Source organism: Hymenobacter sp. (assembly GCF_036388155.1).
GTDB lineage: Bacteria > Bacteroidota > Bacteroidia > Cytophagales > Hymenobacteraceae > Hymenobacter.
Map to the genome: position 1 here is coordinate 72914 of NZ_DASVSI010000044.1, position 15587 is coordinate 88500.

At 64.6% G+C, this 15587-nt stretch carries 10 protein-coding genes; 5 read left to right on the plus strand and 5 right to left on the minus strand.

The features are described 5' to 3' along the window. Window positions 1-24: 24 nt before the first annotated feature. Window positions 25-1185 (minus strand): galactokinase, encoded by a 1161-nt coding sequence (gene galK / locus VF629_RS06790; RefSeq protein WP_331057704.1) that lies wholly within the window; start codon window positions 1183-1185, stop codon window positions 25-27. Between the two features lie 299 nt (window positions 1186-1484). Here galK and VF629_RS06795 point away from each other — a divergent pair, with 299 nt between their 5' ends. From VF629_RS06795 to VF629_RS06810, 4 genes are all read left to right on the plus strand, one after another. After that, a complete protein-coding gene (locus VF629_RS06795; protein WP_331057705.1) occupies window positions 1485-4073 on the plus strand; it encodes a cellulase family glycosylhydrolase in 2589 nt (862 codons plus the stop codon). 225 nt (window positions 4074-4298) lie between these two features. After that, entirely contained in the window at window positions 4299-6653 is a 2355-nt protein-coding gene (locus VF629_RS06800; RefSeq protein WP_331057706.1) for a glycoside hydrolase family 2 protein, read from the plus strand. A gap of 136 nt (window positions 6654-6789) precedes the next feature. Then, on the plus strand, window positions 6790-8529 hold the full coding sequence (locus VF629_RS06805; protein ID WP_331057707.1) for a glycosyl hydrolase 53 family protein: 1740 nt from the start codon (window positions 6790-6792) through the stop codon (window positions 8527-8529). An 81-nt stretch (window positions 8530-8610) separates the two neighbouring features. Beyond that, the gene (locus VF629_RS06810; RefSeq protein ID WP_331057708.1) at window positions 8611-9711 is read left to right on the plus strand and encodes a T9SS type A sorting domain-containing protein; all 1101 of its coding nucleotides are present in this window, start codon (window positions 8611-8613) and stop codon (window positions 9709-9711) included. A gap of 137 nt (window positions 9712-9848) precedes the next feature. On the opposite strand, the gene VF629_RS06815 is transcribed toward VF629_RS06810, so the two are convergent. From VF629_RS06815 to VF629_RS06830, 4 genes are all read right to left on the minus strand, one after another. Beyond that, window positions 9849-10064 (minus strand): hypothetical protein, encoded by a 216-nt coding sequence (locus tag VF629_RS06815; RefSeq protein ID WP_331057709.1) that lies wholly within the window; start codon window positions 10062-10064, stop codon window positions 9849-9851. A gap of 155 nt (window positions 10065-10219) precedes the next feature. Further along, complete coding sequence (locus VF629_RS06820) at window positions 10220-10465, minus strand: heavy metal-binding domain-containing protein (RefSeq protein WP_331057710.1); 246 nt, start codon at window positions 10463-10465, stop codon at window positions 10220-10222. A 137-nt stretch (window positions 10466-10602) separates the two neighbouring features. Further along, the gene (locus VF629_RS06825) at window positions 10603-11715 is read right to left on the minus strand and encodes a cytochrome-c peroxidase (protein ID WP_331057711.1); all 1113 of its coding nucleotides are present in this window, start codon (window positions 11713-11715) and stop codon (window positions 10603-10605) included. 361 nt (window positions 11716-12076) lie between these two features. Beyond that, on the minus strand, window positions 12077-14479 hold the full coding sequence (locus tag VF629_RS06830; protein ID WP_331057712.1) for a PAS domain S-box protein: 2403 nt from the start codon (window positions 14477-14479) through the stop codon (window positions 12077-12079). Between the two features lie 83 nt (window positions 14480-14562). Here VF629_RS06830 and VF629_RS06835 point away from each other — a divergent pair, with 83 nt between their 5' ends. Next, window positions 14563-15051 carry a hypothetical protein gene (locus VF629_RS06835; RefSeq protein ID WP_331057713.1) on the plus strand — a complete coding sequence of 163 codons (489 nt, stop codon included), beginning with the start codon at window positions 14563-14565 and terminating at the stop codon, window positions 15049-15051. The last annotated feature ends 536 nt before the right edge of the window (window positions 15052-15587 follow it).

Consider the following 15587-nt stretch of genomic DNA (forward strand, 5'->3'; position numbering starts at 1 on the left):
CAACTGACAACTAGCAACCAACAACTACACTGCCCCCACCCCGGCCACAATCGTGGTTTGGTAGGTTTCCAGCTTCAGGCCCAGCTTCTCCTGGTAGGCGGCGCTCACGCTGGCAATGAAACCATCCACGTGCTCGGGGGCCACCAGGTTGATGGTGCAGCCGCCGAAACCGCCGCCCATCATGCGGGCGCCAAACACGCCGGGCGCGGCTTTCGCGGCTTCTACTAGCACGTCGAGTTCGGCGCAGCTCACTTCGTAGTCGTCGCGCAGGCCGGCGTGGGAGGCGTACATGTCCTGGCCAAACGCGGCGAGGTCGCCATCTTCAAGGTGCTGGCAGGCCGTGACCACGCGGGCGTTTTCCTGCACCACGTAGGCGCAGCGCCGGTACACGGTGCCGCCCAGCTCGGAGCGGTGCGCTTCGAGCTGCTCCATGGTGGCATCGCGCAGGGTTTGCACCTGCGGGTAGTGCTGCTGCAGCACCGATACGCCGCGCTCGCACTCCTGGCGGCGGGTGTTGTATTCGGAGCTGGCCAAGCTGTGCTTCACGCCGGAGTTGCAGAGCACGATGCGGGCCGCAGCGGTGTCGAAGGGGAAATACTCGTATTCCAGCGAGCGGCAGTCGAGGCGCACCACGTGGCCGTCGCGGCCAAACAGGCTGGCGAACTGGTCCATGATGCCGCACATCACGCCGGCGTAGGTGTGCTCAGCCTTTTGGGCAATGCGCGCCAGCTCCATGGTGTCGAAGTTGGTTTTCAGCAGGAGGTTGAGGGCAAACGCTAGCCCGCACTCAATGGCGGCCGACGACGACATGCCCGCACCTTGTGGAATGGTGCCGCCAAACACGCAGTCGAACCCCGGCACGGCCACGCCGCGCTGCTGGAACTGCGCCGCCACGCCCAGGAGGTAGTTGGCCCAATGCGTTTCGCTGGGGGCAATTTCGGCCGCGTTGGCCAGCTCCAGGGTTTCGTTCAGGTCGTGGGCCACCAGCCGGATTTGGCCGCTCTCGTTCAGGCCCACGGCAAACGTGGCTTCTTTATCGACGGCCGCGGGCAGCACAAAGCCGCCGTTGTAGTCGGTGTGCTCGCCAATGAGGTTGACGCGGCCGGGGGCCCGCACTAGCAGGGGCTCGTAGCCGAAGCGCCGTTGAAAATCGGAATGAATGTCTTGGGAAAGAGGGGCTGACATGGGCGAATGGTGAGGGAAGAGAGAAAGGCCAGATGCAAATCTGCATTACGCAGCTTACGGCTGCAACGACGGCGTGTGGCAATCGAGGGCGAAAAGTAGCACGTAACGCTAGGTAATGCGCAAACGTTTGCAAGTAAAATCCCTTGCCTTACCTTTCGAGCCGGGTTGCTTTTACCCCCGCCACGCGTCGCAGCGAAGGGGTTGAGAACCCGCCTGACTTATCATTCCAGCTCAATTCAGCCGGGTGCGCGCCGTTGCACACGGCGCGGCTTGTCCAGTGGGCTCCCTTCGTTTCTCGCATGCGCTTTCGCTTCGCTTTCCTGCTTATAGCCACCTTATTTTCTCATTCGATTGTGCCGCTTCCGGCCGCGGCGCAGGCCGATGCCAAACTGCCGAGCGGCGACGTGTTCGTGGACAAGCAAGGCGTGCTGCGCTGGCAGAAGGGCAAGCAGGAAGTGGCTTTGTTTGGGGTGAACTACACCACGCCGTTTGCCTACTCCTACCGCGCCGTGCAAAAGATGGGCGTGCCGCACGAGCAGGCCATTGCCCAGGACGTGTACCACCTCTCGCGCATGGGCGTCGACGCCTTCCGGGTGCACGTGTGGGACGTGGAAATCACCGACACCACCGGCAACCTGCAGGACAATGAGCACCTGCGCCTGCTCGACTACCTGGTGAACCAGCTCAAGCAGCGCAGCATCAAAATCATCCTCACGCCCATTGCCTACTGGAACAACGGCTACCCCGAAAAGGACACCGGCACGGGCTTTTCCAGCATTTTCTCGAAAACCCAGGCCTACACCAACCCGCGCGCCATTGCCGCCCAGGAGCGTTACCTCACGCAGTTTCTCAACCACCGCAACGCCTACACCAAGCTCCTCAACCGCGAAGACCCCGACATCATTGCCTTCGAGGTGTGCAACGAGCCCCGCTACAACAAGCCCGAGCCGCCCATCACCAGCTTCGCTAACCGCATGGTGGCGGCCATCCGGGCCACGGGCTGCCGCAAGCCGGTGTTCTACAACGTGTCGGAAAACCCCGACGTGTACGAGGCCATTCTGAATGCGAAGGTTGACGGCCTCACCTACCAGTGGTACCCGCAGGGCCTGGTGGGCAACCACTCGCTGCGCGGCAACTTCCTGCCCTACGTCGACCAGTATCCCATCCCCTACCGCACCGACAAGCGCTTCACCAGCCGCGCCAAGATGGTGTACGAGTTCGAGTCGGCCGACATTATCCAGCCGGTGATGTACCCCTTTATGGCGCGCAGCTTCCGCGAAGCCGGCTTCCAGTGGGCCACTCAGTTTGCCTACGACCCCCTGCCCATTGCCCACGTCAACACCGAGTACCAAACCCACTACCTGAACCTGGCTTACACGCCGGCCAAAGCCATCAGCACGCTCATTGCGGGCAAGGTTTTTCGGACCGTGAAGCGCGGGCAGCAGTTTCCGCGCTACCCGCAGGATTCAGTGTTTGGGGCTTTCCGCGTGAGCTACCGCCAGCAGTTGAGTGAGATGAATACAGCGGATGAATTCTACTACACTGCCAACACCAGCACCACGCCCAAGCAGGCGGGCAAGCTGCGCCACGTAGCGGGCGTGGGCTCGTCGAAAGTGGTGACCTACGGGGGCACCGGCGCCTACTTCCTCGACCGCCTCGCCCCCGGCGTGTGGCGCCTGGAAGTGCTGCCCGACGCCGTGGCCATCCGCGACCCATTTGAGAAAGCCTCGCTCAGCAAGCCCGTGACGCAGATTTTGTGGAACGAGCAGCCGCTGCAAGTGTCGTTGCCGGATTTGGGCAGGACCTTTTCGTTGAAAGGACTGAACGAAGGCAACACCGCGCAGGCCACTGCCGCCGACGGCCGCGCCACCGTGCGGCCTGGCGTGTACCTGCTGGCCGCAGCCGGCAAGTCCACCACCGCTTTCACGGCCCAAACAACCTACAACCACATCAAGCTGGGCGAGTTTGTAGCGCCGGCCCCCAGCCAGCTGGGCCCGCAAGTGCGCCACACGCCCGCCGTGCAAACCACCGCAGGCCAGCCGCTACGTGTCAGCGCCACCCTCACCGGCGTCGCGCCCGGCGACAGCGTGTTTCTGGTGGCGCAGCACTACTACGGCCGCACCCGCACGCTGCCCATGAGCACTGCCCGCTACGCCACCGTGGAAGCCACTGTACCCGCCGACTTGCTGTACCCCGGCGAGCTGCGCTACTGGATTGTGCTGCGCAAAGGCACGCAGGCCACCACATTTCCGGGCGGCTTCGCGGGGCAGCCGCGCGACTGGGACTATGCCCACGCTGAGCACTACGCGGTGCCCATCGTGGCTGCTGGCACGCCGCTGCCGCTGTTCCAGGCCAGCCGCGACCAAGAGCAAATTGAGGCGCGTGGCGTATCTCAAAACTCGTGGTCGGACTACGTGACCACCGGGACCGGCGCGCTGGCGCTGCGGCTGGTGCAAGGCCCGCCCCGCGAGGGCCAGCCCGCCGCCACCGGCCCGGCCAGCAGCCTGCGCGCCTACTTCGGCGACCGCCTGGCCAGCCGTGCTTCGGACTTGGCCGGTTTCACCGAAGTAGTGGTGCGGGCCCGCGCCGCCCAACCCGGTGCGGCCCTCAAAGTGACGCTTGCCACCAAGGACGCGGTTGCCTACGCTGCCCCGCTTGCCCTAACTGCCGAAATGCAAGACGTGCGCATCCCGCTGAGCGCCTTCCAGCCCGAAGCCCTGCTGCTGGTGCCCCGCCCCTACCCTGGTTTTCTGCCCTTGCTATTCAAGCCCGCCACTACCCCCAGCCTCAAGCTCGCCGACGCCGAAGTGCTGCAAGTGGTGTGGGACGCTGCCACTCCCACCAACGGCCCGCTCAGCGTAGACATCGAGTCGGTGTTGCTGCGCTAGCCGCTTGCTGATACTTGTTTCTCAAACCCCGCATCTTCCTAATTCTAAACGTCATGCTGAGCGCAGTCGAAGCATCTCTACTGCTCCACTAATCAGATTTAGTATCGCAGTAGAGATGCTTCGACTGCGCTCAGCATGACAGTGCCATCCCCGCATACACGACAACACCCTTCTCACCCACACGCTTTGCCCTACTCCTTGCGCCTAGTCACTATCCTACCCAGAATGTCCAAAGCCCTCCTTTTCACCGGCCTCCTGCTCACAGCCCTTCAGGCCACGGCCCAAAAGGCACCAGCTGACGTTGTCAACTTCAACCAAAACTGGCAGTTTGTGAAGGACGTGGACACCACTGTCACGGCCAGCCTATTCACCAAGGCCACCGGGACGTGGGCTGCGGTTTCGCTGCCGCACACGCCGCGGCTTGAACCCGTGGTGACGGACCAGCAGCAGTGGCAGGGCATCAGCTTCTACCGCAAGTTTTTCCGGGTGCCGTCGTCGGGGCCGGGGCCGCGCGTTGCGGTGGAATTTGGTGCCGCCATGCACACCGCCGACGTGTACCTGAACGGCCAGAAGCTGCAGCGTCATGTGGGCGGCTACCTGCCCTTCACGGTGGACATTTCCAAACAAGTGAAGTACGGGCAGGAAAACTGCCTGCTGGTGCGCCTCGACAACCGCGACAACCCCGCGGTGCCGCCCGGCAAGCCGCTCAAGGGCCTCGACTTCAACTTCTACGGCGGCCTCTACCGCCCGGCCCAAGTCATCCTCACCGACCAGCTGCACATTTCCGATGCTGTGCAGGCCGGCCGCGTTGCTGGGGGCGGCGTGCTGCTGCACTACGAAAACATCAACCCGCAGTCGGCCACGCTGCACGTGCAAACCGAGCTGCAAAACGACGCCACCCAGGCCCAGTTTGCGCAGGTGCGCACCATTCTGCTCAACGAGAAAGGCCAGGAAGTGGGCCGCGCCACCAGCGAAGCCAGCAACATTGCGCCCGGCGTGTATAGCCGCGTCAAGCAGCAGCTTACCATCAGCCAGCCGCAGCTGTGGTCGCCGGACCAGCCCTATCTGTATCGCGTGGCGGTGGAGGTGCTGCGCGGCGGCAAAGTGGTCGACCGTCAGGAAATCACCACCGGCGTGCGCAGCATTAAGTTCGCGGCCAAAACCTTCCTGCTCAACGGCCAGCCACTGCGGCTGCGCGGCACCAACCGCCACCAGGAGTACCCCTACCTCGGCTACGCCATTTCGGACAACGCCCAGTACCGCGACGCCTGGAAAATAAAGGAAGCGGGCTTCAACTTCGTGCGCTGCTCGCACTACCCGCCCTCGCCCGCGTTCCTGCAGGCCTGCGACGAGCTGGGGCTGCTGGTGATGGACTCGGCGCCGGGCTGGCAGTTTTTTGGCAACGAGGAGTTCGCCAAAAACAGCATGCAGGACATCCGCGATATGGTGCGGCGCGACCGCAACCACCCCAGCATTGTGCTGTGGGAAGCAGCCCTGAACGAGACCGACATGCCCAAGCCCTTCATGGACGCCGCCCACAAGGCCGTGCACGAGGAGCTGCCCTTCGCCGACAACGTGTACACCTGCGGCTGGCTCGACTACGCCTATGACGTGTTCATTCCGGCCCGCCAGCACCTGAAGGCGCCCGACTATTTCAACAAATACGCCAAGGACAAGCCGCTGTTTCTGTGCGAGTACGGCGACTGGGAATACTACGCCCACAACGCCGGCTTCAACCAAACGGCCTTCTCCGGCTTGAAGGAATCGGAGCGCACCTCGCGCCAGTTGCGCGGGCAGGGCGAGCGGGCGCTGCTGCAGCAGGCCCTCAACTTTCAGGAAGCCCACAACGACAACTTCCGCGGGCCGGCCGTGGGCGACGCCAACTGGCTGATGTTTGACTACAAGCGCGGCTACGCGCCCGACATTGAGTCGTCGGGCATTGCCGACATTTTTCGGCTGCCGAAGTTCGCCACCTACTTCTACCAAAGCCAGAACGGCCCCGTGCCCGACCGCAACGGCTTCGGCAAACCCATGGTGTACATCGCCAACTACTGGCAACCCTCGTCCAGTAAGCAAGTGGTGGTGTACAGCAACTGCGACGAAGTGGAACTACAGCTCAACGGCAAAGCCATGGCCCGCCAGAAACCCGACAAAAATGCCTTCTCCGACCGCGTGGCGCACGCGCCGTTCACGTTCACGGTGCCCGCTTTTGCACCGGGCTCTCTCAAGGCCGTGGCCTACCGCGCCGGCAAGCCCGCCGCCACCACCCAGCGGCGCACGCCCGGCGCGGCCCACCACCTGCAGCTGACCTACGACCGCAGCGGCCGCGACGCTAGCGCCCACGACGTGCTGTTTGTGTACGCCGCCGTGGTAGACGCCAACGGCACGGTGCTGCCCGACGCCACCGCGGCCATTCGCTTCGCAGCCACGGGCGGCGAAGTGGTGGGCGACACGTCCGTGAAAGCCGAGGCTGGCATTGCCACGGCTTTGCTCAAAACCGGCGCCGAAAAGGGCTCGGTGCAAGTCACGGCCACGGCTGCTAGTATGTCCGCAGCGACGCTGAAAATACCTGTTCGCTAATAAGTGCGGTTGCGCGTCCGATACCGGAATGTTATGTGCGCAAGTGGAATCGATTGCGCTTTAAATCCGTAATCCTTTAATATTGTTAATAACGGCCTGATGCGGTGGTAGCGCCTAACACGCTTTGCTCAATCCTATGAAGAAACCCTTCCTCTTGCTGCTGGCCCTGAGCTGGCTGGCCAGTTTGGCCCATCCGGCCGCTGCCCAAACCCCCGCGCCGTTTGCCAAGGGCGCCGACATCAGCTGGGTCACGCAGATGGAACAGGCCAATTACCTGTTCTACGACCAGACCGGGGTGCAGAAAGAGTTGTTTCAATTGCTGCGCGGCTACGACATGAACACCATCCGGCTGCGGGTGTGGGTGAACCCGGCCGGCGGCTGGAACGGCAAGAACGACGTGGTCGCCAAGGCCATCCGGGCCCGCAACCTGGGCTACCGGCTCATGATTGACTTCCACTACAGCGACGAGTTTGCCGACCCCGGCCGCCAAAACAAGCCCGTCGCCTGGCAGAGCTTCACCCTGGCGCAGCTAAAAACGGCCGTGTACAACCACACCTTCGAAGTACTGGATTCGCTGAAGGACAACAACATCGTTCCCGAGTGGGTGCAGGTAGGCAACGAAACCAACGACGGCATGCTCTGGCCCGAAGGCCGCATCACGGCCAGTGGCTTCGGCAATTTCGCCCAGCTTGTGGACCAAGGCTACGCCGCCGTGAAAGCCGTGAACCCCACCAGCAAGGTCATCGTGCACATATCGAATGGCTTTAACAATAATCTGTTTCGCTACATTTTTGATGGCCTCAGCGCCAACGGGGCCCGCTACGACGTCATTGGCCTGTCGCTTTACCCCACCACGACCAACTGGCCCACCCTCACGGCTCAGTGCCAGGCCAACATGAACGACCTGGTGGCCCGCTACCCCGGCAAGGAAGTGATGGTGGTGGAAACCGGCATGCCCGCCAACACCCCCATCCCCGCCGAACAGATGCTGCTCGACCTCATGGCCAAAACCCGGGCCGTGCCCGGCGGCAAGGGCCTCGGGGTGCTGTGGTGGGAACCCCAGGCCTACAACTGGATGGGCTACGGCCTGGGCATGTGGAGCAGCAACGGCCGCCCCACCACCGCCATCAACGCGTTTTTGGACAATCCGCCCGCCCGCGGCTTGGTCTACAACCCCGGCTTCGAGTACACCGGCCCCACCCAGACCCCGCTGGGCTGGTCCACGGCCGGCGACGCCGATGCCGACCTGACCCAGAACTACGGGGTGAGCACCCTATACCAGCTGGGCCACCAGCGGGCCTCGGCCTACCAGGTGCGCACCTACCAGCTGCTCGCCAACGTGCCCAACGGCACCTATACCCTGCGCGCCATGGCCCAAAGCACCGGCGGCCAAACCACCTGCCAGCTCTACGCCGCCGGCTTTGGGGGCCCGGAGCTGACCGCCAATGTGCCCGCTAGTGCCGGCAACTGGGTACCGGTGCAAGTGCCCGGCATCACGGTCACGAACGGGCAATGCGAAATCGGCCTGCGCTCCACTTCCCCGGCCAGCGCCTCGGCCAGCCTGGACGACGTGGAGTTTGTGTCGTCCACGGCCACGGCCACCCGGCCAAGCACACCCGGCTTTGCGGCTACGGTATACCCCAATCCGACGGCTGGGCCTCGTTCCGTTGCCTTCACGCTCGACCGCGACGAAACCGTGGAGCTCTCCCTGGTCAGCCTTACCGGGCAACTGGTCCGGCAGTTGAGCCCGCCCAGGCGCTTGGGCCGCGGTGCGCAAACGCTGCCGTTTACCACGGCCGGGTTGGCTGCGGGCACCTACTTCCTGCGCATCACCCACGGGCACCAAACGGAGGTGCGCCCGTTGATACAACTGTAGGAATATTGACTTTTTGTAGTTTTATTTCTACAGGAAAAATTCGCGCTGCTCTCATTTTCTCACCATAACCACCAAATTCCCATGAAACCGTTCTTTACTCTTGCAACAGTCGCCTCTTTAGCGGCGGCCTCGCTCTCGGCCAATGCCCAATTCACCGTCGACGGCAAAGCCGATGCTGCCGAAATAGGCACGGGCCTTGGTAAATACCAGCTAGCCGGCAGCTACACCGGCACCCGCCTCGACGGTGACCGCGGCCTGCGGTCCGTGTACGTGGGGTACACGGCTACCACACTCAACATTATGGTGGTAGGGTCGGCTCAAGCGGCCAATTCCGGTGATTACCGTGCCCTCGTTTTGTATCTGAATACACCCGCTCGGGCTGGCGCTCCAGCCGGGGTACAGTTGGGTGGTAACGACGGCCAGTCACCGCTCAAACACCGCCCTACTCTGGACCTGCAAACCGACTACGGATTACGGGCTTCGGTCGGTCCAGGTGCCACTGACGTTTATTTCAGTAACGCCTCCTACGTGACCGGAACCGGTGCTCCCACTGCGGGCACCGACAATTACGTGGGCTCGGGCAATAAAAATGGCACCGCCGTTACGTCGACGACGGCCATTTTAACGGGCAGCCGATTTGCTTATTTAAACACCGCCACCCTGACGGATAATACCAACAATGCTGGTTTCGAAATTGAAATTCCGTTGGCGGTGCTCGGTGGCACTACGCCGCTCACAGCGGGCAGTCGACTTGACTTATTTGCGGCATACACCAACGGCGACGGGGTATTCTTCACCGACGTAATTCCGCAGATTGCTGGCCAAACCACGGCCCTGGGCGCCGACCCGAACTTCACCACCATCGCCGGCAATCAGTCGGTGGGCTTCGTGCTGGGCACGGGCGTGCTGGCCAGCCGCAACGCCGTGGCCAATGGCCTCGACTTCCAGGTGTACCCCAACCCCGCTTCGGCCACAGCCAAAGTGGCGTACACCGTGCCCACGGGCCGGCAGGCGGTTTCGGTGGACGTGTACAATGCCCTGGGCCAGCGCGTGCGCTCCCTGGCCAAGGCCGAGCAGGCCGGTACCCAGGAAATTGCGCTGGGCAGCTTGCCCGCCGGCGCCTACCTCGTGAAGCTGCGGGTGGGCGACCAGCTCACCAGCCGCAAGGTGGTGGTGCAATAATTAAGTAATGGGCCAAAAGCAACCGTTCGCTTTGCCGGGCCCGGTTCCCTGGCTTACTTCTGCACGATTCTTTAACCTCCGCACAAAAAAGGGCGGCCCCGTAGCGGGGCCGCCCTTTTGCGTTTTGTCGGCGGCGCTTACTGGGCCACTGGCTCAATGGAGAAGCCGGCTTCCTGCACGGCTTTCACTAACTGCGGCACGTTGGCCGAAGTGGCTTCAACAGTCAGAATCTTGTCGGGGTTGGCGGTGTCGACCTGCCAGTTGTTGGCGCCGACTTCCTGGTTGAGCACGGGCGTGATGGACCGAATGCAGTTGGCGCAGTTGATGGTGGTTTTGAAACGAAGCGTGGACATGGCAAACAAGGGTTTAGACGAGTGAAGCCCGGGCGGCGCACCAACGGCACACCCTCTGGGACAACTCAAAATTACCGGCGCGGGCGCAGGCGCCTCGCACAGGATTGCGACCTAAACCTGCCAAATTCTGGCCTTGGTTCCCGCCTGGGGTCGGGCTAGGCTTTCTTTTCCAGCTCCATGCCGCACACGGGGCACTTGCCGGGCTTGGTGCTTTCGCTGCCGGCGCAGCCCATGGGGCACACGTACTGCGCTTCGGGGGCGGGCTTTTCGGCCGACGTGGCCGTGGGCGTGGCCGCAGGTTTGTCGGCGGCGGTGGCGGACTTGTCATTGCCGCAGCTGCTGAGCAGCGAGGCAGTCAAACACAAAAGGGGAACGAGGGCGAGGCGAAGGCGCTGGAACATAGGGAGGCAAGCGGGGCTGAGCAGGCGCCATCAGGTTGCGTGGCGGCCGGAGTTTTATTCACCCGCAAAGGTACCCATTGCGGCCTCCCCGGCGGTAAGTGCCAGGCCCGGTACTTACCGCCTCCTGCCACGGCTGGCTACGGCTGGGGCCGCGAAAAGCGCGGGTCCTTGGTGAAGTCCGTGTCGGTGAGGGTGTGCAGGAAAGCCACAATCTGGGCCTTCTCCGTGGCGGTGAGCTCCAGCTTGGTGCTTTGCTGGCGCGGGTCGTTGGTGGTGTTGAGCAGCAGCGGGTCGATGGTGGGGCTGTTGAGGGCCACGTGCTCGTTGTAGTGGTCCACCACCTGCTCCAGGGTCTGGAAGCGGCCGTCGTGCATGTAGGGCGCCGTGAGGGCGATGTTGCGCAGCGAGGGCACCCGGAACTTGCCGTTGTCGGTGGGCTGGTTGGTTATCGCGCCCAGGCCGCGGTCGGCGGGCGCCACGTCGAGGCCGTTGTTGCTGAAGGTGTGGTTGGTTTGCAGGTCGCCGCTGTGGCAGTCGCCGCAGTTGCCGCCCCGGTTGCGGCCGTCGGGGTGGGTGATGAACAAGCGCAGGCCCTGCAGCTCGTCGGGACTGAGTGCAGTTCTATCGCCCCGCTGAAACTTGTCGAAGCGCGAGTTGCCCGAAATCAGGGTGCGCTCGAACTGGGCCAGGGCCTTCAGGGTGTTGGCTTCGGTGAGGGCATTTTCGCCGAAGGCCTTGCGGTAGAGCGGCGGGTAGGCGGGCATTTGCCGCAGGCGGGCCACGCCGGCGGCCAGCGACTGGTGCATTTCCACGGGGTTTTCGATGGGGATGCGGGCCTGGGTTTCGAGGCTGGCCGCGGCGCCGTCCCAATTCAGCTTGGGCTCCCACAGCAGGTTGGCCAGCGACATGGCGCTGCGCGGCGACAGCGCCTGGTTCACGCCCCGGGCGCGGGGCAGGCCGTCGGTGAAGGCCAGCTCCTGCCGGTGGCAGGAGCCGCACGACACCGTGTTGTCCACCGACAGGGCCTGCTCGTAGAACAGCTGCCGGCCCAGGGCCACGCCTTCCACCGTGAGGGGGTTGTCGGCGGGCTGCGCCTCGGGCTGCGGGAAATTGCTGGGCAGCGTCAGGTTGTAGGGCGTGGGCGCGGCTGCCACGGGCTCGTCGGGCTTCACGGGGTCGGTGCCGTCCTCGCCGCAGCCGCTCAACAACGCACCGGCCAGCAGCGCCAACAGGGGGAAAGGTTTGGTCATCGTAGGAGCGGGCAAGAAGCGGAGAAGTGACAACAGCCGGAGCAACGCGCAGTAGCCAAAGATATTACTCGTCGGGGCAGCACACAACCCCCGGAACAGCAGGACATTGTTTTCGCCCCCGGCGTTCCGTGCCGCGGTTGCGCAGAAGCGGTTCGGGGCAGTGCCGCTCCATTCGTTTGATGGGCCGAAACTTCCTGGGCGGCCACCAGCGAGTACCCCGGAGTTTCACTTCGGCCCGCGGGAACGACAGCCCCGAGCGGTTTTGTGACGTTCTGTCGGGCCGAAGTGAAACTTCGGGGTACTCGTTCTTGCGCACGCAAGCCGGACGCGGGCAGCGTCCGCTGTGGTTTCTCCCGCGCTGCTACACGCTCACCTCGAAGCTGACGATGGTGCCCCGGCCCACCTGCGACTGCACCGACAGCTCGCCGCCCAGCAGGGCCACCCGGTTGCGCACGCCGGCCAGCCCGATGCCCGCGAGCGGTTGAGCGGCCAGCGCGGCCGGCTCGAAGCCGCGCCCGTTGTCTTCCACGCTCACGTCGAGGCGGCCGTCTTCGTGCACCACGTGCACCACCACTTCGGTGGCCTGCGCGTGCTTCATCACGTTGTTGAGCAGCTCCTGCACCACGCGGTACACCGCAATTTCCACGCGCGGGGGCAGGCGTTCTTCCAGGCCGGCCGCGTGCAGGCGCACCGGCAGGCGCACCCGCGCCACCCGCTTGATGAGCTCTTCGAGGGCCGTGCGCAGGCCAAAGTCTTCCAGAATGCCGGGCGTGAGCTCGAAGGAGATGGTGCGCGCCGTGCGGATGGCCTCGTCCAGCAGCTTGAGCGACTCGCGCGGGGCCGGGCGGGTGCCGTCCAGGCTGAGCTTGGTGGCGTAGAGCAGCTGGCCCAGGCCGTTGTGCAGGGCCTCGGCAATGCGCTTGCGCTCGCTTTCCTGGGTGGTGAGGATGGCGGCCAGCACTTCCTGCTGGCGGCGCAGGCGCAGGCGGGTGGCTTCCTCGGCCAGCCGGTCGCGCTCGGTCACGTCGCGGATGATGGCCAGCACGCCGGTGGGCGGGGCTTCGCCGTCTTTCAGGGGCACCAAGTAGGCGTCGTAGTGGCCGGGGCGCACGTTGAACGGCTGGCGCAGGCAGGTCACGGGCTCGCCGGCCTGGGCCTGGCGCACGGCATCGCGCGACTTCTCGTCGAGGAAGTGCAGCACCTCAAACGCCGGCCGCCCCATGACCTCGGCGGCCGACAGGCCGAAGTAGCGGGCGGCTTCCGCGTTCCACGTCACGATGCGGCTGTCCGCGTCGAGGGCAATGATGCCGTCCACGGTGTTGTTGAGCAGGCTCTCGGTGAAATCTTTCTCGCGGCGCAGGGCGTTTTCGGCCTCGCGGCGGGGCGTCACGTCGCGCATGATGCCGATGAGGCGCTGGGGCCGGCGGTGCTCGTCGCGCACCAGCCGGCCCACGGCGGCCACGTAGCGCACCTGGCCGTCGGCGCGCGTGATGCGGTGCTCTACGTCAAGGGCTGCTTCGCCGGCGGCGGCCAGGCGCAGGTCCTCGGTCATGGCGGGCCGGTCGTCGGGGTGCAGGGCTTGCTTCAGCACCTCGAACGGCACCGGCTCGGGGTCGTATTCCCGCCCGAAAATGGCCTGGGCGCTGGCGTCCCAGTACAGCAGATTTTCGGCCATGTCCCACATCCACACGCCGCTTGCCGACGCGGCCAGGGCCAGCTGCAGACGCTCCTGGCTGAGGCGCAGCTCGGCTTCGGCGGCGCGGGCGGCCGTCACGTCGCGCCACAGGATGTGCACCAGCGGCAGGCAGCCGTCCACCTCAATGGGCGTGAGCACGGCTTCCACCCACATGGGCTCGCCCGTGGCCTTGTGCATCAGGGCGTCGCAGCGCTTCGAGCCGGTGCGCAGGGCTTCGGTCGTGCTTTCGCGAAACAGGTCCACGGTGCGGCGGCCGTCGGGCTGGTGCTCGGGGGAGTGGGCCCACGCCGCCTGGCCCACCAGCTGGCGCTTGTCGGTGGCGCCCAGCAGGCGCAGGGCCGCCTGGTTGCAGTCCACGTACTGGTGGCCTTGCAGCAGCACCACGGCGTCGTTGCTGTCGTCGAACAGCCGGCGGAAGCGGGCCTCGCTGGCGGCCAGCGCCTCGGTGGCCTGGTGGCGGCTGGTCACGTCCAGCACGGCCAGCCGGCACACCGGCCGGCCGGGTCCGTCCACGCGCAGGCCCTCCAGCAGGCCGTGAAACGGCGCCTGGTCTTCGCGCTGCAGCAGCAGCTCCAGGCTCTGGGTGGTGTCCGTGGCCAGCACCCGGGCCAGGAACTGCCCGAAGTCCAGGCGCGCTGCCGGCGCCACAAACAAGGCGAAGCGGCGGCCCACCAGCCGCCGCCGCGTGGTGCCCAGCTGCTGGCCGGCCCGCAGGTTGAGCTGCGTGATGACGCCCGTTTCGGAGAGGGTGAAATAGCCCACCGGGGCAAAATCGTAGAGGTCCACGTACTCGGCGCGGGCGGCCTGGGCCTCGGTCTGGGCCAGCAGCAGCTCTTCGTACTGCATTTCCAGCTCAATCTGGTGCACTTGCAGCTCCTGCACCAGGCGTTTGGTTTCTTCGAACGAGTGGGGCTCGGCTACCTGCGTCACCAGCTGGCGCCGCTTTTCGGCGCGGGTGCGCAGCTCCAGCAGGGCCTCGTGCGCGATGGTGGCGGCGGTCGGGTCGGGCGGCGTGTGGTCGGGGTGCATGGCGCGGGCGCGGGTGAGGACAGGGAAGATACGCAACACAAGCCACGGGCGGCCTAAAATTCCTACCTTCCGCCCGCCGAGTGGCGCCGCATACCCAACCGTATTTCTTTTTTCTATCCCTCATGCCCAATCAGTTCCATTCCGACATTCCGGCCCCGGTTTTAGCCGACGTGCAAACCCACCTCGACGCCATCAAGGCGGCCCTATCGCCCTACCTGGTGTCGCTCACCCCGGAAGAGCGCAAAACCATGCTGCGCATGGCCGACAAAACGGTGGCCTTCGTGACCAAAACCACCGAGTACGCCACCACCAACGCCGCCTTCGTGCCCGGCTTCGTGGACCTGGCCGAGCTCAAACAAGACTCGGCGGCCGTGGCCGCCCTCACGCCCTTGCGCCAGCAGTTCGAGCAGCTGGCCCTCGACACCGACTCCACGGTGATGACGGCCGGCGGCGAGGCCTACGGCAACTCGCTCACCATCTACAACAACATCAAGTTCCTGGCAAAAAACAAGCAGCCCGGCGCCCAGGCCGCCTACGACGACCTCAGCCAGCGCTTCGTCGGCAACGCCGGTGCCGGCCGCAAGCCGGCGCCAACGCCGGCTTCGGCGTAGGGCCTGCCCAAAAATACCCGCTTTTAACCCAGCTCGTCGCGCAGCGCGTAGCTAACCCAGCCCGTTGTGCAGGGCGTAGCTAAACCAGCCCGTCATGCAGCGCGCAGCGAAGCATCTCGCGTGGGGTAGTAATCCAATTGGTGTCATCCTCATCTGGCGTCCGCGCAGCGAAGGGCTTTATCAGGTTAGAACAGTTCGTTTCATCGTGATAAGGTCCTTCGCTGCGCGGACGCCAGATGAGGATGACAGACGGAGCGGGCGAGTCGCTTCGGCTGCGCGGACGCCAAATGAGCAGGGCCGCTCAGGTATTGGCTGAATAGATTCGAAATAGCCGCTCCGCCCCCGATTTCGCCTCAATTCAGCCCGATTTCCTCGGTTCGACCCGCGAAATCGGGCTTTTTTGGGCCGAAATCGGGCCGGCGAGGCTCGATTTCTGAGGTTGGAGCCCCGAAATCTGGCCATGGTGGACCGATTTCGGGGCTCGAAGGGAGGATATCGGGCCGCGGTGGACCGAAATCGGGGGTCGGACCCCCCAT